This is a genomic window from Streptomyces sp. HUAS CB01 (assembly GCF_030406905.1).
GTDB classification, from domain to species: domain Bacteria; phylum Actinomycetota; class Actinomycetes; order Streptomycetales; family Streptomycetaceae; genus Streptomyces; species Streptomyces chengbuensis.
This window is the reverse complement of sequence record NZ_CP129137.1, coordinates 1,428,352-1,446,288: the sequence shown is the minus strand read 5'-3', so window position 1 is coordinate 1,446,288 and position 17,937 is coordinate 1,428,352. Positions and strand designations below refer to the sequence as shown.

The following is a 17,937-nucleotide window of genomic DNA, read 5'->3' as shown; positions in this document are numbered from 1 at the left end:
CAGGTCCAGCAATGCCGCAGCAGGTGCAAGGTGTGGTCGCACCCGGGAAGAACGAGCCGGTACGGGTCGAGACGATCGTCGTCCCCGACCCGGGACCGGGGGAAGCCGTGGTGAAGGTGCAGGCCTGCGGGGTCTGCCACACCGATCTGCACTACAAGGAGGGCGGGATCAACGACGACTTCCCCTTCCTCCTCGGGCACGAGGCGGCGGGTGTCGTCGAGTCGGTCGGCGACGGGGTGACCGAGGTGGAGCCGGGCGACTTCGTGATCCTCAACTGGCGTGCCGTGTGCGGCCACTGCCGCGCCTGCCGGCGCGGACGCCCGTGGTACTGCTTCGACACCCACAACGCCGTGCAGAAGATGACCCTCACGGACGGCACCGAACTGTCGCCCGCCCTGGGCATCGGCGCGTTCGCCGAGAAGACCCTCGTGGCGGCGGGCCAGTGCACCAAGGTCGACCCGGCGATCTCCCCGGCCACGGCGGGCCTGCTCGGCTGCGGCGTGATGGCGGGCATCGGCGCCGCCGTCAACACGGGCCAGGTGGGCCGCGGGGACTCCGTGGCCGTCATCGGCTGCGGGGGCGTCGGTGACGGGGCCGTCGTCGGCGCGCGGCTGGCCGGGGCCGGCCGCATCATCGCCGTCGACGTCGACGACCGGAAGCTCGAGACCGCGAGGACGATGGGCGCCACCCACACCGTCAACTCCCGTACCGGCGACCCGGTGGAGGCCATCCGCGAGCTGACGGGCGGCTTCGGCGCGGACGTCGTCATCGACGCCGTCGGCCGGCCCGAGACGTACCGGCAGGCGTTCTACGCGCGGGACCTCGCCGGCACCGTCGTCCTCGTCGGCGTCCCCACCCCCGACATGAAGCTGGACCTGCCGCTCCTCGACGTCTTCGGCCGGGGCGGCGCGCTCAAGTCCTCCTGGTACGGGGACTGCCTGCCCTCCCGCGACTTCCCCACACTCGTCGATCTGCACCTCCAGGGCCGGATCGACCTCGACGCGTTCGTCACGGAGACCATCGGACTCGGCGACGTGGAGAAGGCCTTCGCCCGCATGCACGCCGGCGACGTGCTGCGCTCGGTGGTGGTCCTGTGACCGCCCGCGTGGACCACCTCGTCACCTCCGGCACCTTCTCCCTCGACGGCGGCACCTGGGACGTCGACAACAACGTCTGGATCGTCGGCGACGACGAGGAGGCGATCGTCGTGGACGCGGCCCACGACGCCGACGCCATCATCGCCGCCCTCGGCGGCCGGGAGCTGCGCGCCATCGTCTGCACCCACGCCCACGACGACCACATCGACGCGGCACCGGCGCTCGCCGCGGCCACCGGCGCCCCGATCCTGCTCCACCCGGACGACCTCCCCCTGTGGAAGCAGACCCACCCCGGCCGGGCTCCCGACGGCGAACTCGCCGACGGGCAGACCCTCACCGTCGCCGGCACCGCACTGACCGTCCTGCACACCCCCGGCCACGCCCCCGGCGCGATCTGCCTCCACGCTCCCGAGTTGGTCACCGTCCTCACCGGTGACACCCTCTTCCAGGGCGGCCCCGGAGCGACGGGCCGGTCGTTCTCCGACTTCCCGACGATCATCGACTCGATCCGGGACCGGCTGCTCACGCTCCCCGTGGAGACGCTGGTCCGCCCAGGTCACGGCGGGACGACCACGATCGGCGTGGAGGCCGCGCACCTTCAGGAGTGGATCGACCGCGGCCACTGAGCGAGCCGCAGACGGCTGGTGAACCGGCGCTGCTCCCCGGTGACGGGGTCGGTGAACTCCAGCGTCCGCGCGAGCAGTTGAAGCGGACGCGAGAAGTCCTCCGGCCCTTCGGGGAGCACCGTCGGATAGAGCGGGTCGTCCAGGATCGGCAGGCCCAGACCGTTCATGTGCACCCGCAGCTGATGGGTACGGCCGGTGGCCGGCAGCAGCCGGTACCGGCCCAGCCCGCCCCGCCGCTCCAGCAGCTCGATCCGGCTCTCGCTGTTCGGCTCGCCCGACACCTCCCGGGCCGCGGGCACGCCGCGCTCCTTCTCGATGCGGCTGCGCACGGTCACGGGCAGCGCGACGCCCGGGTCGTACGGGGCCACCGCCTCGTACTCCTTGCGCACCCGGCGGTCGCGGAACAGCGTCTGGTAGGCGCCCCGGTCCCGGGGCCGCACGACGAACAGCACGAGCCCCGCGGTGAGCCGGTCCAGCCGGTGCGCCGGCTGGAGCCCGGGCAGTCCCAGATCACGCCGCAGCCTGGCCAGCGCGGTCTCCGTGATGTGGCTGCCGCGCGGGGTGGTCGCCAGGAAGTGCGGCTTGTCGGCGATCACCACCAACTCGTCGCGGTGGACGATCCCGATCTCGAACGGCACCGGCGGCTCCGGCGCGAAGTCCCGGTGGAACCACACGTACCGCCCCGCGGTGTACGGCTCGTCCGGGGCGACGGGGCCGTCCGTGCCGACGAACCGCCCGTCCCGCAGCATGGCGTCCACACGCTCGGTCCCGACCGCGCCCGCGAAGCGGTGGACGAGATGGTCCCGCACGGTGGGCCAGACCCGGTCCGGGTCCTCGGGCAGCCGGAGCCGCACCGGGTCGATCCCGTCCCGCTGCGGCAGCGGAGCCACCGGCGCCGCCCGTCGTCCGCGTCCCACGGCCTTCCCACCTCGTCCCGTACCGACCGGGGCACCGGCCCGGCCAAAACAAAGAACCCCAGCTCAGCTGGGGTTCCCTGGTGGTGTCCGAGGGGGGACTTGAACCCCCACGCCCGATAAAGGGCACTAGCACCTCAAGCTAGCGCGTCTGCCATTCCGCCACCCGGACAAGGTGTCTGTCTCCCGGCCCTGGGCCGTTCCGACGTGGAAAACCATAGCAAACATTCGGAGGTGCTCGATCACGCCCCCGCTCCCGGCGCCCGGGCAGCGGGAGCGCCCGCCGTCCGTGACGGGCGTGTGTCGGCGGGCGGCCGCTCTTGGGGCGCGGCCCCGGGAGGGGGAGGATGTGAGGGACCACCAGAGCGACAGCGGGAGGAAACAGCGTGAGCGAGACGGACACCGCCCGGAGGGTCTCCGGAGAGGACGAGGTCGTCGACCTCTGTCGCGATCTGATCCGGATCGACACCAGCAACTACGGCGACCACTCGGGGCCGGGCGAGCGGGCGGCCGCCGAGTACGTGGCGGAGAAGCTCGCCGAGGTCGGTCTGGAGCCGAGGATCATCGAGTCGCACCCGGGCAGGGCCTCCACCGTGGCCCGGATCGAGGGCGAGGACCCCTCCCGCCCGGCACTGCTCATCCACGGCCACACCGACGTCGTTCCGGCCAACGCCGACGACTGGACCCACCACCCCTTCTCCGGAGAGATCGCCGACGGCTGCGTCTGGGGCCGGGGCGCGGTGGACATGAAGGACATGGACGCCATGACCCTCGCCGTCGTGCGGGACCGGCTGCGCAGCGGCCGCAGGCCCCCTCGCGACGTGGTCCTGGCGTTCCTCGCGGACGAGGAGGCGGGCGGCACGTACGGCGCCCGGTACCTCGTCGACAAGCACCCCGACCTCTTCGAGGGGGTCACCGAGGCGATCGGCGAGGTCGGCGGCTTCTCCTTCACCGTCAACGAGAACCTCCGGCTCTACCTCGTCGAGACGGCCCAGAAGGGCATGCACTGGATGCGCCTCACGGTCGAGGGCACCGCCGGGCACGGCTCGATGACGAACCACGACAACGCCATCACCGAGCTCTGCGAGGCCGTCGGGCGGCTCGGCCGCCACACCTGGCCGGTGCGGGTGACCAAGACCGTGCGGTCCTTCCTGGACGAGCTGTCGGACGCGCTGGGCACCCCGCTCGACCCGGAGGACATGGAGGCGACCCTCGCCAAGCTCGGCGGCATCGCCAAGATGATCGGGGCCACGCTCCGCAACTCCGCGGCGCCCACCATGCTCGGCGCCGGCTACAAGGTGAACGTCATCCCCGGACAGGCGACCGCGCACGTGGACGGGCGCTTCCTGCCGGGCCACGAGGAGGAGTTCCTCGCGGACCTCGACCGGCTCCTCGGCCCCCGGGTCCGCCGCGAGGACGTCCACGCCGACAAGGCGCTGGAGACGAGCTTCGACGGCGATCTCGTGGACGCCATGCAGTCGGCCCTCCGTGCCGAGGACCCGATCGCCCGCGCCGTGCCGTACATGCTCTCCGGCGGCACCGACGCCAAGTCCTTCGACGACCTCGGCATCCGCTGCTTCGGCTTCGCCCCGCTGAAGCTGCCCCCGGAGCTGGACTTCGCCGGGATGTTCCACGGAGTGGACGAGCGCGTTCCGGTCGACGGTCTGAAGTTCGGCGTCCGGGTGCTGGACCGCTTCCTCGACGCGAGCTGAACCGGCGGCACGGAGGCCGGGGCCCCGCCGCGGTGCGGTGCCCCGGCGCGTCCGTCACCGCCGGTAAGGTGGGGAATGCCGTGCAGAAACGAAACGCCAACATTCGTCCGCGCGTGCGTATTTGACTGAAAAGAGTGAATGGGCTCATACGCTAGTAGCCCCATTACCCCCTCCTCGTTACAGGTGTGCGGTCCGCAGTTGGGATCGCATTGCCAACTAGGAGGAATAATGATCAAGAAGGTCGTCGCTGCTGCGGCTGCCACTGGTGGTCTGGTTCTCGCGGGTGCGGGCATGGCCGTCGCCGACTCGGGTGCCCAGGGTGCCGCCGTGAACTCCCCCGGCGTGCTCTCGGGCAACGTCGTGCAGGTGCCCGTCCACGTGCCGGTGAACGTCTGTGGCAACACGATCTCCGTGATCGGTCTGCTGAACCCGGCCTTCGGCAACGTCTGCGTCAACGACTGACGTTGCGACGTGCCCCTGTGAGGGATTGACCCGGCGGCCCCGGAGTGCACGCCGTGCACTCCGGGGCCGCCCGCATTCCACCCCGCTCCCGGGCGCGACGCCCGGGGCAGTCCGGAAGTCAGAAGGCAGGAACCAGCTATGCGACAGGTCACGCGCAAGGGCCTGATCACCGTGGCGGCCGCGGGCGGCGTGCTCGCCCTCGGCGGCGGCTACGCACACGCACACGGCGGCGCGGGGGCCCACGGCGGCGCCTCCGACTCCCCGGGCGTGCTCTCCGGGAACTCGGTCCAGGTGCCGGTCCACGTCCCGGTCAACGTCTGCGGCAACACCGTCAACGTCATCGGCGCGCTGAACCCGGCGTTCGGCAACGACTGCGCCAACACCTCGGAGGACGGCGAGGACGACGGCGCCCACGCCGAGGGCGGCACGTCGAACTCGCCCGGCGTGGGCTCCGGCAACACCGTCCAGGTGCCGGTCCACGTGCCCGTGAACGCCTGCGGCAACAGCGTGACGATCGGCGGCCTCGGCAACGGCGCCCTCGGCAACGAGTGCGGCAACGGCGACGACGGCGACAACCCGGTCGAGCCGGGTGAGCCGGGTGAGCCGGGTGAGCCGGGTGAGCCGGGTGAGCCGGGGGAGCCGGGTGAGCCGGGTGAGCCCGGGACGCCCGTCGAGCCGGGTGAGCCGGGCACGCCGGTCGAGCCCACCACCCCGAACACGCCGGGTGCCAACACGGTCACGCCGCCCAGGGCCACCGAGGAGCTGGCCCAGACGGGCGCCGGCTCGCTCGGCCTGGGGGCCTCCGCGGCCGCCGGCCTGCTGCTGGGCGGAGCCGTCCTCTACCGCAAGGCCCGTGCCTCCGCGTGAGAGCGCGATGACACAACGGAGCGGGCCCGCGATCGCGGGCCCGCTCCGTCCTGCGTGCGGCAGGCGCTCACCAAGTGGCGCGCACCTGTCGGATGATGCGACGGCGCAGCCGCACACGGCGGCTGCCGTCACGGAGGAGAGTCAGCCTGTCCAACTCCCAGTGACCGTATTCGGCATGGTCGGTCAGCAGACGGGTGGCCTCCTTGCGGGAGACCCCACGAGGCACGTACACGTCGACAAATTCGTATTCCGGCATCGCATCTATTGTGCGGGCACGGGCCGAGTACGGATAGCGTCTGCACTATGTCTGATGCATCCGCTCCTGCGCAGCCCACGGCTGCCGAGGTCCGCGCCGCCGCCGAGGCGGTGAAAGCCGCGCTGGACCGCCACCTCGAAGCGGTCGAACGCCGCACGGGAGAGGACGACCCGGCGGTGTACGCAGCCTTCAACGCCCTTGCCGCCGCGGCAGAGGCGTACGACGAGCGGCTCTACGACCGCTACGACGAAGTCACCCCCTTCGAGATCCCCGGCGCGGACGACTCCATGCCGCCCTACACGGGGCCGGACGAACCGAACGCGCTGAGTGTTCTCATCCGCCGCGACTACGCCGTCGTGGAGCCTCAGCGGCTGCTCGCCCAGGCCCAGCGGGTCGCGGACCTCGACCGGGACGAGGCCGCGGACGACACGTCGGCGGCGGTCGTGGGGGCGAGTGTGCACGCCGCGCTCGGGGTGCTGTTCGGCGAGTTCGAGCCGGACGAGATCGCGTCGCGGCACAAGGAGTTCGGTCTGGAGGAGGGCGACTCCACGCTGTGGGTGGCCGCCGTCGACGACCTCCCCGAGCCCGGCGAATGGCTCAGCACTCCCTTCGACCAGGCGGATCCGGAGCGCGTCGTCTGCCGCTTCGACGTCAGCTCCGTCTTCGACGAGGAGGACCTGGACGAGGACCTGGACGGTCTGCACTCGGCGTGACGAGAACCGTTCGCAGCGCAGCGCGAGGCCCCGCCCGGAGATCACCGATCCCCGAGCGGGGCCTCGCCGCGCGGTGAGGTGCGGCCGGCACCGGGGTCCTCCGTCCGTCCCTGTTCACGGCCGGGCGGAGGCCACTCCGGACGCGCGGGCCTGTGCGCCGCGCCCCGTCCGGCGTCTCCGGCGAGTCGTCCACCGCGCCGCACGGCCGCCGGCCGGGGCTGACGGCTGCGCCGACCGGGCCACCGCTCCCGCTCAGGCGTGGGCGGCCTCGGCGTCGCGCGGAGCGAGCAGGCTCTCCAGGAGCGGGCGCAGCCGCGTCGTCCGGTCCTCGGACGGGATCTCGGCCACCGCGTGCGGCAGGACCTGCTCCACGCCGTGGACCACGGACAGATGGCGCTCGCCGCGGCTGAACGCGGTGTAGACCCAGGGACGGCTCAAACCCTGCGCCGCGTCTCCCGGCAGTACCACGACGACCGCGGGCCAGCGCATCCCGGCCGCCTGGTGCGCCGTGATCGCCCAGCCGTGCCGCAGCGTCGACTCCACCAGCTCCTTCGGGACGAGCACGGCGGTGCCCTCGCAGTCGATGCGCAGCCCCTCCGCTTCGGCGGAGACGACCGTGCCGGTCAGGGTCCGCCCGGGAGCCGCGGCATAGGCGACGCGGTCGGCCGGGTCGAAGCCGCCGAAGCGGCCCGGACCGGGGTTGAACCGCTCCTTGAGGGCGGCATTGAGTGCCCTCGTGCCGGCGGACCCGCCGTGGCCGACGGTGATGACCTGGGTCTCGGCCGACGGCACCCCGATCGCCCTCGGGACCGAGTCCGCGACCAGCTGGACCGTACGGTGCACGGCCTCGCCCGCGTCCCGCACCGGAATGATCACGACCTCCTTGCCCGGGGCCTCGACCCGGGTGAGTTCGCCGATGCCGATCCCGGAGACCAGTTCGCCCAGAGGCCCGGGATCGGGCGTGCGGGAGGCGACGACCGGGCACACCCGGGCAGCCAGCACATCGGCGAACACGCGGCCCGGGCCCGCGGACCACAGCACACCCGGGTCCCCGCTCAGCACCAGCCGGCAACCGTCCGGCAGGGATTCCACGAGCACGGCGGCGGTCTCGACGTCGAGCTGCGGTGCGTCGAGGACCGCGAGGAGATCCACGGCCAGCGTGCCGTCCTCGTCCCGACCGGGGCCCTCCGTACCGGCGAGCAGTCCCTGCACCGTGACCGCTCCGGTGCCCAGCCTGCGCCGGCCGTTCTCGCCGTGGGCGGCGGCGACCGCCCGGAGGCCGAGGCCGCGCGCGGCCTCGACGAGGGCGGCCGGTTCGGCGCGCGCCGCCTCGCCGCCCGTGTGCGCGACCAGGCCGTGTCCCGCTGCGGCGCGGATCAGCTCCGCGGCGGACGGTGTCCCCGCAGCGCCGGCCGCGTCCTCCCAGGACGCCGGCTGCACGGTCTTGACCAGCCGGGCCAGGCCGTCCGCGAGGCTCTCCTCCGCGAGGGCGTACCGGTCCAGGCCCAGCAGGACCGGCACCCGCTCCTGCGGCCCGGCGGCGTCCCCGGCCTCCGGCGCCTCGTGCTCGTCGGCGCCTTCGGCTTCTCCGGCATCCTCCGGCTCTCCGACGGCGTCGACGCCGTCCTGGAAGACCAGCACCGCCCCCTCGGCGACGGCCTGCTGCACCGCCTCGTCCGGGTCCGGCACGGAGCGTCCGGCGAGCGCCGAGCGCACCGCCCCGGACTCCAGCGCCGTGTGCCCGCGGAGCGCGGCACGCTCCAGCAGCCAGGCGACCAGCGCCGCGGCCCGCCGGCCGTCGTCCGGCCGGCACTCCGCGCCGAGCAGTGCCCGGGCGAACCCGTCCGCCTGCTCCGGCTGCACCCCGGGCACCGCCAGCAGCCGCCAGGGGTCCTCCCGGAGCGCGTCGGCGGCCTGCTCGCCCAGCACTCCGGCGACCCGCGCGGCCAGGCCCTCGGGCGCACCGCCCGAGACCAGGACCTCCAGAACGGCCGACACCGTGCCCGGATCGACCTGCTGCCGGGCGGGCTCCGGCGCGGGCACCCGCGGCCGGTCCGGCGCGGCCACGGACGTCGGCGCCGGCTTCCTCGGTGCGGCGGAAGCCTCGAAGAACGTGCCCGACGGCTTGGTGCCGCTCTCCACGGCCCGTACGGCCGCCAGGAGATCGGCCGCCGTGCCGCTCAGCTTGCCGCCGGCGGCGATCGGCGCGCTCTTCTCGGCCTTGCGCTGCTCGATCCGCGACCGCAGCTCCCGCTGCGCGGCCAGCTCCGCCTGGGCCTCGGTCAACTCGGCGCCGCCGGTGGACCCGCCCCCGGCCCCGCCGCCCGCCTCCTCGCCGGAGGAGTCGGCCCCGGCCTCGCCGCCCGCCGCGTCGTCGGACACCCGGTCCGGGGCGGCACCGTCCTCCTCCGCGGGGACGGACGAGCCGGGGCCGGAACCGCCGGACACGGGCTCCTCGGTCGCGGAGTGCCCGGACACGGGGTCCTCGGCGGGGGTGCCGGGGCTCGCCCCGGGAAGCGCAGTCACAGCGAGCTCCAGTCCTGGTCGGGATAGCGGTGCACGGGCGCCGAAACGTCGTCCAGCGCCCGGCAGATCTCGTCAGGAAGACTAAGACCCTCCACTGACAACGCCTGCGCGAGCTGCTGTGCGTTGCGGGCGCCGACGATCGGCGCCACCACGCCGGGCCGGTCGCGGACCCAGGCGAGAGCCACTTCGAGCGGGGTCGTCGCCAGCCCGTCAGCGGCCGTGGCGACCGCGTCCACGATGCGCGTCGCCGACTCGTCCAGGTAGGGCTCCACGAAGGCCGCCAGCTGCTCCGACGCCCCGCGCGAGTCCGCAGGCGTCGCGTGCCGGTACTTGCCGGTGAGCACCCCGCGGCCCAGCGGGGACGACGGCAGCAGCCCCACGCCGAGGTCCAGCGCCGCGGGCAGCACCTCCCGCTCGACTCCGCGCTGCAGCAGCGAGTACTCCATCTGCGTGCCGGCCAGGCGGGTCCGGGTGCCCGGGGCCGCGAGCTGCCACGTGGCGGCCTTCGCGAGCTGCCAGCCGCAGAAGTCCGACACCCCCGCGTAGCGCGCGCGGCCGCTGCTCACCGCGATGTCGAGCGCCTGGAGCGTCTCCTCCAGCGGTGTGAGCGGATCGAAGCCGTGGACCTGCCACAGGTCCACGTGGTCGGTCCCCAGCCGCTCCAGAGACGCGTCCAGGGCGGACAGGAGATGACCGCGCGAGCCGTCGAACCTTCGCGCCGGGTCGAGCACGCTGCCGGCCTTCGTGGCGATGACCAGATCGCGCCGGGGAACCAGCCGCTCCACCAGCCGGCCGAGCAGGTACTCCGCCTCGCCGCCGCCGTACACGTCCGCGGTGTCGACCAGCGTGCCGCCCGCCTCCCAGAAGGCCTTCACCTGGTCGGCGGCGTCGTGCTCGCCGGTGTCCCGCCCCCAGGTGAGGGTGCCGAGCCCGATCCGGGACACACGCAGGCCGGTCCGGCCGAGTTGCCTCTGCTCCATGGGCGCGAGATTACTGGCCACGGCCCCACCCGGAGCGACCCTGTGGACAACTCGCCCGCGAAGCCGTCACCGGGGCACCACTGACGCGGCACGGTTCCCCGCGCTAGAGTCCCGCGACAAGGACGTTACTCGTCGGTAAACCGGCACATTCGAAGCAGTGCGGAGCGGTAAGGGGAGCGGTATGCGGCTGGGCATCAACCTCGGCTACTGGGGCGCGGGCATGGACGGCGACAATCTCGCCGTCGCGCAGGAGGCGGACCGCCTCGGCTATGACGTCTGCTGGGCCGCCGAAGCCTACGGATCCGACGCGCCGACCGTCCTCTCCTGGGTCGCCGCGCAGACCGAGAGCATCGACGTCGGCTCCGCGATCCTGCAGATCCCCGCCCGTCAGCCGGCGATGACGGCGATGACCGCCGCCACCCTGGACTCGCTCTCCGGCGGCCGCTTCCGGCTCGGCCTCGGCGTCTCGGGACCGCAGGTGTCGGAGGGCTGGTACGGCGTCAAGTTCGACAAGCCCCTCGCCCGCACCCGCGAGTACGTCGAGATCGTCCGCAAGGCCATGACCCGCGAGCGCCTGACGTACGAGGGCGAGCACTGGACGCTCCCCCTCCCCGGTGGTCCGGGCAAGCCCATCAAGCTGACCGTCCACCCCGAGCGCGAGCGCATCCCGCTGTACATCGCCGCCATCGGCCCCAAGAACCTGGAGCAGACGGGTGAGATCGCCGACGGTGCGCTGCTGATCTTCCCCTCCGCCGAGCACCTCGAGGACACCGCGCTCCGGCACATCCGGGCGGGCCGCGAGAAGGCCGGGCTGACGATGGACGGCTTCGACGTGTGCCCCACCGTGCCGCTCGCCGTCGGCGACGACGTGCAGGCCCTCGCCGACACGTTCCGTCCGTACACCGCGCTGTACGTCGGCGGCATGGGCAGCCGCAAGCAGAACTTCTACAACCAGCTGGCGCAGCGCATGGGCTACGAGAAGGAAGCCGCGGAGATCCAGGACAAGTACCTCTCCGGCGACAAGGCAGGCGCGGCCGCGGCCGTACCGCACGAGCTGATCGACTCAACCGCCCTGCTCGGCACCGTCGACCGGATCGCGGACCGCATGCGCGCCTACGCCGACGCCGGAGTGACGACCCTGACCCTCGCCCCCGCCGGCTTCACCCTGGAGGAGCGGCTGACCGCTCTGCGGGCGGGCACCGAGGCCCTGGAGCGTGCCGGCGTCGCGTGACCGGCGTCCGCTCCGCCCGGCCCGCGCCGCGGCCGCCCGGGGGCCGCAAGGGCGTCGACGTGGGCGAACCCGGCCGGCGCGGGACGGGTGCCGGTCCTCCGGTGCCCGACGCGTGCCCGGGGCCGGACATGCCTGCGGCCGTGGTGGGGGCTCGGGGTCATCCCCGCCACGGCCGTCACGAGGTCTAACGCCTCACCGCGTTCTCGGTCACGCCCCGGCCCCGGCGCATCGGCGACGAACGGCCTCGGGCCGTCACCCGCGGTCTCTCGCGGTGAAGTCCCCGCGCGTCTCCGGCGGACGACGCCGGCGCACCTCGTACCGGCGGCGCCCGCACACGTGCCGCGGAGGGCGCCGCGGAGTTCCCGCGCAGGGTGCCCGTACGCCCTCCGGGGGCCCGGAACGCGCCGGTGCTCCTTCTTTCGGCCGAGTCGCCCCGCTCACCTGTTGCCTGTCCGTCCGATCCGCAATTGACTCGTTCTTTGCGGATGCCCGTCGCCCACGGGCCTCACGGAGGTGGCAGTGATGCTCTCGGCCCGAAGCCTTTTCCAGGAGATCCTCGAGAACGACGATTCCTACCAGCTCTTCTGCTCGATCGCGGCCAGCGGCGAGGCCCAGGGCGGCTGGGAGAACGGCCGTATCGCCGCGCTCGTCCCCGACAGCATGCGCGGTCTCGCCCCGAAGATCACCCGCCACGGCGCGGACGAGGACAAGCACGGCCGGATCTTCGACGCCCTCCTGAAGAAGCGGGGCCTGGAACCGGTCGACGTCCCGCCCGACACCGACTACACGATGCTCCTGGAGAAGCAGGGGATCGGGCTGGCGCACGACAAACTGCGCCGCGACGAACGGCTCACCGAGCGGGACATCGTGGTCTATCTCTCGCACAGCCGGGTCACCGAGCAGCGCGCCGCCGACCAGATGGACATGCTGGTGAAGTTCTTCGGCGACCACCCCGAGGTCGGCAAGGCCGTCAAGCAGATCTGCAACGACGAGGACAACCACCTCGCCTACTGCCACGAGGAACTCCTCGGCCTCGCCCGCGCCGGGCACGGACGGGCCATCCAGGGCACCCTGCGAGAGTGCGCCCTCGCCGAGATCGCCGTATACCGGGACGTCAGCCTCGCCGTCATGTCCCACATGGGGCGGATCCTGAACTGGCCCCGGGCCAAGTCGGCGGTCCTCGCCGCCGGCATCCACGCCCTGTACGCCTTCGAGCGCGCGGGGGGCTGGCGGCGCATGGTCACGCTCCGGATGCCCGAGCGGCGCGACGCCCTCGGCGGCCCCGCGACCACGGCCCCCGTCGTCTGAGCCCCGTCGGGCCGCCGGCTGCCTCCGCCCGGGCGCTCGCCGGGCCGCCACCACCCTGGCCCGGGCTCCTGTCGTCGCCCGTTCCCCGTCCGACTCCGCCCGGTCGCCGGGAGGCCGCGCGGGCCCGGTCCTACAACCAGCCGCGGCTCTTGAAGAGCCGGTGCAGCCCGCACACCACGAGGACCATGAGAACGATCGCCGCCGGATAGCCCCACTCCCATTGCAGCTCGGGCATGTGCTCGAAGTTCATGCCGTAGACGCCGGCGACCAGCGTGGGTACCGCCGCCATGGCCGCCCAGGCGGAGATCTTGCGCATGTCGTCGTTCTGCCGCACGCCCGTCTGGGCGAGGTGGGCGGACAGGACGTCGGACAGCAGCCGGTCCAGTCCGTCCACCTGCTCGTTGGCCCGCGTCAGATGGTCGTTGACGTCGCGGAAGAACGGCTGGGAGTGCTCGTCCACGAACGGCACCGACGCGCCCGCCAGCTTGGCCATGGGAGCGGACAGCGGCCCGGTGGCCCGACGGAACTCGAGCACCTGGCGCTTGAAGCCGTAGATCCGGGCGGCCGTGTGCCGGGTGTCCCCGACGGGTTCGAAGACGGCGGCCTCCAGCTCCTCCAGATCGACCTGGAGCTCGGCGGCCACCTCGATGTAGCGGTCGACGATGGCGTCGCTGACGGCGTACAGGACGGTCGTCGGACCGTGCCGCAGGACGTCCGGGTCGGCCTCCAGCCGGTGCCGCACGGCTCCCAGCGGCGCGGCCTCGCCGTGCCGCACCGTCACGACGAAGCAGTCGCCGACGAAGACCATCACCTCGTCCGCGCTGACCTTGTCCGACTCCGGCTCGTAGACGACGGGCTTGAGGACGAGGAACAGCGAGTCGTCGTACACCTCCAGCTTGGGCCGCTGGTGGGCCTTGAGGGCGTCCTCGACCGCCAGGGGGTGCAGACCGAACTCACTGCTGACCCGGCCGAACTCCTCCTCGTTCGGCTCGTGCAGCCCGATCCACAGGAAGGTGTTCTCGGACGCACGGGCCTGGGCGAGCGCGTCCGAGAGATCCTCGGGGCCCTCGGTCCGGCGGCCGTCACGGTAGATGGCGCAGTCCACGATCACGGCGCGCATTCTTCCGCTCCCGCGCCCCGCGCGCACCTCGGCGGCGCGAAGCCTCGCGGCGCACCGCCCGGTTCGCGCCCGACGCGCCACGGACGAGCCGACGACGCACCACGGTGGAGGGGCGGGAAAGAGCGGCGGGAAGGGCGGCGCGAAGACCGGCGGGTACGAGCCGCCGGCGGGCGGGCCGCGGCGCCGGGCACGCGCCCCCGCACGGGCAGGGCCGCACGGCGGTGGTGGCTGCCGGTACCGCCGTGCGGGCGCCGTCGGGCAGGCGCCGGGTCACCCGGTCGCCCGGACACGTCCTAGGCTGGCCGGCATGGCCACGTTGATCCTCGTACGGCACGGACGGTCCACCGCCAACACCGCGGGGGTGCTCGCCGGCTGGACGTCCGGCGTCGCCCTCGACGAACGCGGCACCGCCCAGGCGGCGGCCCTGCCCGCCCGGCTCGCCGGGCTGACCCTCGCGGCCGCCGTCACCAGCCCGCTGCAGCGCTGCCGGGAGACCCTGCAGCCGCTGCTCGACGCACGGCCCGGCCTCCCGCTGCACAGCGACGAACGGATCGGGGAGTGCCACTACGGGGAGTGGTCCGGCCGCAAGCTGAAGGAGCTCGCCGGCGAGCCGTTGATGGAGGTCGTCCAGCGGCACCCCTCCGCGGCGGCGTTCCCCGGCGGCGAGTCGATGCGGGCCATGCAGGGCCGGGCCGTCGACGCCGTACGCGACTGGAACACCCGGATCGAGCAGGAGCACGGCGAGGACGCCGTGTACGTGATGTGCTCCCACGGCGACATCATCAAGTCGCTGGTGGCCGACGCCCTCGGCATGCACCTCGACCTCTTCCAGCGGATCCACGTCGAACCGTGCTCCGTGACGGCGATCCGCTACACCCGCCTGCGGCCGTTCCTGCTGCGGCTCGGCGACACGGGGGACCTGGACTCGCTCCGGCCGCGCGAGAACGCGAACGAGCCCCGGGAGGGCGGGACGGACGGGACGGCGGTGGTCGGCGGCGGCGCGGGCGCACCGTGATCGCCGGGCGCAGTAGGGTGGACGGGCCGAAACCGGAAGCCCACTTCCGACACCGAGAATCCTCTGAATTCCAAGGGAGCAGGACGTGACCCGTCAGGTGTTCCTGTACGACCCGCCGGAGCGCTTCGTGGCCGGCACGGTCGGGCTGCCTGGACGTCGTACGTTCTTCCTGCAGGCCTCCGCAGGGGGGCGGGTGACCAGCGTCGCCCTGGAGAAGACCCAGGTGGCCGCGCTCGCCGAGCGGATCGACGAGCTGCTCGACGAGGTGGTGCGGCGCACCGGGGGCAACGCCCCGGTCCCGGCCGTCGCCCCCACGGACGTCGCCGACACCGCGCCGCTCGACGTGCCCGTCGAGGAGGAGTTCCGGGTCGGCACGATGGCCCTGGCCTGGGACGGCGAGGAACAGCGCATGATCGTCGAGGCCCAGGCGCTGGTGGAGCTGGACGCGGACTCCGAGGAGGACCTCGCGGAGGCCGAGGAGCGGCTGCTGCAGGACGAGGAGAACGGTCCGCCGATGCTGCGCGTGCGGCTGACCGGCGCGCAGGCGAGGGCCTTCGCCAAGCGCGCGCTGGACGTCGTGAACGCGGGACGGCCGCCGTGCCCGCTGTGCAGCCTGCCGCTCGACCCGGAGGGACACGTATGCCCGCGCCAGAACGGATACCGCCGCGGAGCGTGACGACGCACGACGGGACCCTGGAACTGCTCACCCGGGGCGAGATCACCGTGCGCGGCCGTATCCGCGAGGCGTCCAACGCGGCGCTGTACTGCTCGGTCGCCCTCGACGGCCGGGAGGCGCACTGCGTCTACAAGCCCGTCGCGGGCGAGCGCCCGCTGTGGGACTTCCCCGACGGCACGCTGGCCCAGCGCGAGGTGGCCGCCTACGAGCTGTCCGAGGCGACCGGATGGGGGCTGGTGCCGCCGACCGTGCTGCGTGACGGGCCGTACGGCGAGGGCATGTGCCAGCTGTGGATCGAGGCCGACCCGGCGCAGTCCCTGCTGGCCCTCGTCGACGGCGACGAGCCGGAGGACGGCTGGAAGGCGGTCGGCCTCGCGGAGGTGGGGGAGGGGCGTACGGCGCTCCTCGTACACGCGGACGACCCCCGGCTGCGCCGGCTGGCCGTGCTCGACGCGGTGATCAACAACGGCGACCGCAAGGGCGGGCATCTGCTCCCCGCTCCGGACGGACGCCTGTACGCGATCGACCACGGCGTCACGTTCAACGTGGAGGACCGGCTGAGGACCCTGCTGTGGGGCTGGGCGGGGGAGCCGCTGACGGAGGAGGCGCTCACGGTCCTGGAGGCCCTCGACGCCTCCCTCGACGACGGGGCCCCGCTGTCCGGTCGGCTGTCCGTGCTGATCACCCGGGACGAGGTGGCCGCGGTGCAGGACCGGGTCCGTGCCCTGCGGACGGTCGCCCGCCATCCGGAGCCCGCGGGCAACTGGCCCGCGATCCCCTGGCCGCCGGTGTAGGCAGCCCCACGCACCCGGCCCGGCGCCCGACCCCGGGCGGAGCCCGTCGACCGCACGCACCCGGCCCGGCGCCGAGCCCGCGACCCCGGGCCGACCTGCGCTCCCCGGGCCGCACGCCGTTCTCCGACCTGCGCTCCCCGGCCGGACCGGATGCCGATCCCCGGGCCGCCGCGCCGATGCCCCGCCGCCGCGCCGAAGCGCTCCCGGGCGGGCCGGCCGCAGAGGACCGGCTCGGTGCCCTACCCCGGCGTCCGACGCCCCCGCAAGAGCGCCTAACCGGCCAAGAGGGGGCGTCCGGTTCGTATCCGGAACATGCATCCGGTTACGCTCATGACATGCATGCCTGGCCCGCTTCCGAGGTCCCCGCCCTGCCCGGCACGGGCCGCGACCTCCGGATCCACGACACCGCGACCGGCGGCCCCGTCACCCTCGACCCCGGTCCCGTCGCCCGTATCTACGTCTGCGGCATCACCCCGTACGACGCGACCCACATCGGTCACGCGGCGACCTACAACGCGTTCGACCTCGTCCAGCGCGTGTGGCTCGACACCAAGCGGCAGGTTCACTACGTCCAGAACGTCACCGACGTGGACGACCCGCTCCTGGAGCGGGCCGAGCGCGACGGCCAGGACTGGACCGAGCTCGCGGAGCGCGAGACCGCCCTGTTCCGCGAGGACATGACCGCGCTGCGGATGCTGCCCCCGCGGCACTACATCGGCGCCGTCGAGGCCATACCGGGAATCGTCCCGCTCGTCGAGCGGCTCCGTGACGCGGGCGCCGCGTACGAGCTCGACGGCGACGTCTACTTCTCCGTCGAGTCCGACCCCCACTTCGGCGAGGTGTCGCACTACGACGCCGAGGTGATGCGCACGCTGTCCGCCGAGCGCGGCGGCGACCCGGACCGTCCCGGCAAGAAGAGCCCGCTCGACCCGATGCTGTGGATGGCGGCCCGGGACGGCGAGCCGAGCTGGGACGGCGGCAGCCTCGGACGCGGCCGGCCCGGGTGGCACATCGAGTGCGTCGCCATCGCCCTGGACCACCTGGGCATGGGCTTCGACGTGCAGGGCGGCGGCTCCGATCTCGTCTTCCCGCACCACGAGATGGGTGCCTCGCACGCCCAGGTCCTCACCGGTGAGCACCCGTTCGCCCAGGCCTTCGTGCACACGGGCATGGTCGCCCTGCACGGCGAGAAGATGTCCAAGTCCAAGGGCAACCTCGTCTTCGTCTCCGCGCTGCGCCGCGACGGCGTGGACCCGGTCGCCATCCGGCTGGCGCTGCTCGCGCACCACTACCGTGCCGACTGGGAGTGGACCGACGAGGTCCTCCGGGAGGCCGTGGACCGCCTCGGTCGCTGGCGCGCGGCCGTCTCCCGGCCCGACGGGCCGTCCGCCGACGCCCTCGTCGAGGAGATCCGCGCGGCGCTCGCCGACGACCTGGACGCACCGGCGGCGCTGGCCGCCGTGGACCGCTGGGTCGAGACCCAGCGCGCCGAGGGCGGCACCGACGAGGGCGCGCCCGGTCTGGTGTCGCGCGCCGTGGACGCCCTGCTCGGCGTCGCCCTGTAACCAGGACGCGTTCCCGGGGGCTGCGCCCCGGCGTCCCGGCCGCCCCTGGACTCCCGCACGGGTCCAGGGGCGGCC

Annotated in this window: 17 protein-coding genes and 1 tRNA gene; 12 read left to right on the top strand and 6 right to left on the bottom strand. The window is 73.5% G+C overall.

The features are described 5' to 3' along the window. Positions 1-11: 11 nt before the first annotated feature. Both QRN89_RS06505 and QRN89_RS06500 read left to right on the top strand, forming a co-directional pair. On the top strand, positions 12-1,097 hold the full coding sequence (locus QRN89_RS06505) for an S-(hydroxymethyl)mycothiol dehydrogenase (protein WP_290348389.1): 1,086 nt from the start codon (positions 12-14) through the stop codon (positions 1,095-1,097). Further along, positions 1,094-1,723, top strand: coding sequence for an MBL fold metallo-hydrolase (locus QRN89_RS06500; RefSeq protein WP_290348388.1), 630 nt, complete (start codon positions 1,094-1,096; stop codon positions 1,721-1,723). The genes QRN89_RS06505 and QRN89_RS06500 overlap by 4 nt, the downstream gene beginning before the upstream one ends. Here QRN89_RS06500 and QRN89_RS06495 read toward each other — a convergent pair. Next, positions 1,696-2,613 (bottom strand): RluA family pseudouridine synthase, encoded by a 918-nt coding sequence (locus QRN89_RS06495; protein WP_290353595.1) that lies wholly within the window; start codon positions 2,611-2,613, stop codon positions 1,696-1,698. The genes QRN89_RS06500 and QRN89_RS06495 overlap by 28 nt on opposite strands. A 108-nt stretch (positions 2,614-2,721) precedes the next feature. After that, positions 2,722-2,809, bottom strand: a tRNA-Leu gene (locus QRN89_RS06490). Positions 2,810-3,023: 214 nt separating this feature from the next. On the opposite strand from QRN89_RS06490, the gene QRN89_RS06485 reads away from it, so the two are divergent. The 3 genes from QRN89_RS06485 (at position 3,024) to QRN89_RS06475 (ending at position 5,678) form a co-directional block, all read left to right on the top strand. After that, the gene (locus QRN89_RS06485; RefSeq protein WP_290348387.1) at positions 3,024-4,349 is read left to right on the top strand and encodes a M20/M25/M40 family metallo-hydrolase; all 1,326 of its coding nucleotides are present in this window, start codon (positions 3,024-3,026) and stop codon (positions 4,347-4,349) included. Positions 4,350-4,577: 228 nt separating this feature from the next. After that, on the top strand, positions 4,578-4,811 hold the full coding sequence (chpH, locus tag QRN89_RS06480) for a chaplin ChpH (protein ID WP_093657249.1): 234 nt from the start codon (positions 4,578-4,580) through the stop codon (positions 4,809-4,811). A gap of 138 nt (positions 4,812-4,949) precedes the next feature. Continuing rightward, a complete protein-coding gene (locus QRN89_RS06475) occupies positions 4,950-5,678 on the top strand; it encodes a chaplin (RefSeq protein WP_290348386.1) in 729 nt (242 codons plus the stop codon). A gap of 67 nt (positions 5,679-5,745) precedes the next feature. On the opposite strand, the gene QRN89_RS06470 is transcribed toward QRN89_RS06475, so the two are convergent. Continuing rightward, positions 5,746-5,934, bottom strand: a complete 189-nt coding sequence (locus QRN89_RS06470; RefSeq protein WP_093657245.1) for a DUF5703 family protein — start codon at positions 5,932-5,934, stop codon at positions 5,746-5,748. Between the two features lie 47 nt (positions 5,935-5,981). Here QRN89_RS06470 and QRN89_RS06465 point away from each other — a divergent pair, with 47 nt between their 5' ends. Beyond that, on the top strand, positions 5,982-6,647 hold the full coding sequence (locus QRN89_RS06465; RefSeq protein ID WP_290348384.1) for a hypothetical protein: 666 nt from the start codon (positions 5,982-5,984) through the stop codon (positions 6,645-6,647). Positions 6,648-6,899: 252 nt separating this feature from the next. On the opposite strand, the gene QRN89_RS06460 is transcribed toward QRN89_RS06465, so the two are convergent. Both QRN89_RS06460 and QRN89_RS06455 read right to left on the bottom strand, forming a co-directional pair. Then, positions 6,900-9,173 carry a helix-hairpin-helix domain-containing protein gene (locus QRN89_RS06460; protein WP_390702045.1) on the bottom strand — a complete coding sequence of 758 codons (2,274 nt, stop codon included), beginning with the start codon at positions 9,171-9,173 and terminating at the stop codon, positions 6,900-6,902. Continuing rightward, positions 9,170-10,153, bottom strand: a complete 984-nt coding sequence (locus QRN89_RS06455; RefSeq protein WP_290348383.1) for an aldo/keto reductase — start codon at positions 10,151-10,153, stop codon at positions 9,170-9,172. Before QRN89_RS06455 ends, QRN89_RS06460 begins: the two co-directional genes overlap by 4 nt. A 181-nt stretch (positions 10,154-10,334) precedes the next feature. Here QRN89_RS06455 and QRN89_RS06450 point away from each other — a divergent pair, with 181 nt between their 5' ends. Then, positions 10,335-11,384 (top strand): LLM class F420-dependent oxidoreductase, encoded by a 1,050-nt coding sequence (locus QRN89_RS06450; protein ID WP_290348382.1) that lies wholly within the window; start codon positions 10,335-10,337, stop codon positions 11,382-11,384. Positions 11,385-11,906: 522 nt separating this feature from the next. After that, positions 11,907-12,692 (top strand): ferritin-like domain-containing protein, encoded by a 786-nt coding sequence (locus QRN89_RS06445; protein ID WP_290348381.1) that lies wholly within the window; start codon positions 11,907-11,909, stop codon positions 12,690-12,692. A 130-nt stretch (positions 12,693-12,822) separates the two neighbouring features. Here the strand turns inward: QRN89_RS06445 and corA are convergent, their stop codons facing one another. Then, on the bottom strand, positions 12,823-13,812 hold the full coding sequence (gene corA / locus QRN89_RS06440; RefSeq protein WP_290348380.1) for a magnesium/cobalt transporter CorA: 990 nt from the start codon (positions 13,810-13,812) through the stop codon (positions 12,823-12,825). A 307-nt stretch (positions 13,813-14,119) separates the two neighbouring features. Here corA and QRN89_RS06435 point away from each other — a divergent pair, with 307 nt between their 5' ends. The 4 genes from QRN89_RS06435 to mshC all read left to right on the top strand — a co-directional run bounded on the left by QRN89_RS06435 (position 14,120) and on the right by mshC (position 17,862). Beyond that, positions 14,120-14,827 carry a histidine phosphatase family protein gene (locus QRN89_RS06435; RefSeq protein WP_290348379.1) on the top strand — a complete coding sequence of 236 codons (708 nt, stop codon included), beginning with the start codon at positions 14,120-14,122 and terminating at the stop codon, positions 14,825-14,827. Positions 14,828-14,912: 85 nt separating this feature from the next. Next, positions 14,913-15,503 carry a DUF3090 domain-containing protein gene (locus QRN89_RS06430; RefSeq protein WP_290348378.1) on the top strand — a complete coding sequence of 197 codons (591 nt, stop codon included), beginning with the start codon at positions 14,913-14,915 and terminating at the stop codon, positions 15,501-15,503. Next, positions 15,467-16,297 (top strand): SCO1664 family protein, encoded by an 831-nt coding sequence (locus QRN89_RS06425; protein ID WP_290348377.1) that lies wholly within the window; start codon positions 15,467-15,469, stop codon positions 16,295-16,297. The genes QRN89_RS06430 and QRN89_RS06425 overlap by 37 nt, the downstream gene beginning before the upstream one ends. A gap of 335 nt (positions 16,298-16,632) precedes the next feature. Beyond that, positions 16,633-17,862, top strand: a complete 1,230-nt coding sequence (mshC, locus tag QRN89_RS06420; RefSeq protein ID WP_290348376.1) for a cysteine--1-D-myo-inosityl 2-amino-2-deoxy-alpha-D-glucopyranoside ligase — start codon at positions 16,633-16,635, stop codon at positions 17,860-17,862. The last annotated feature ends 75 nt before the right edge of the window (positions 17,863-17,937 follow it).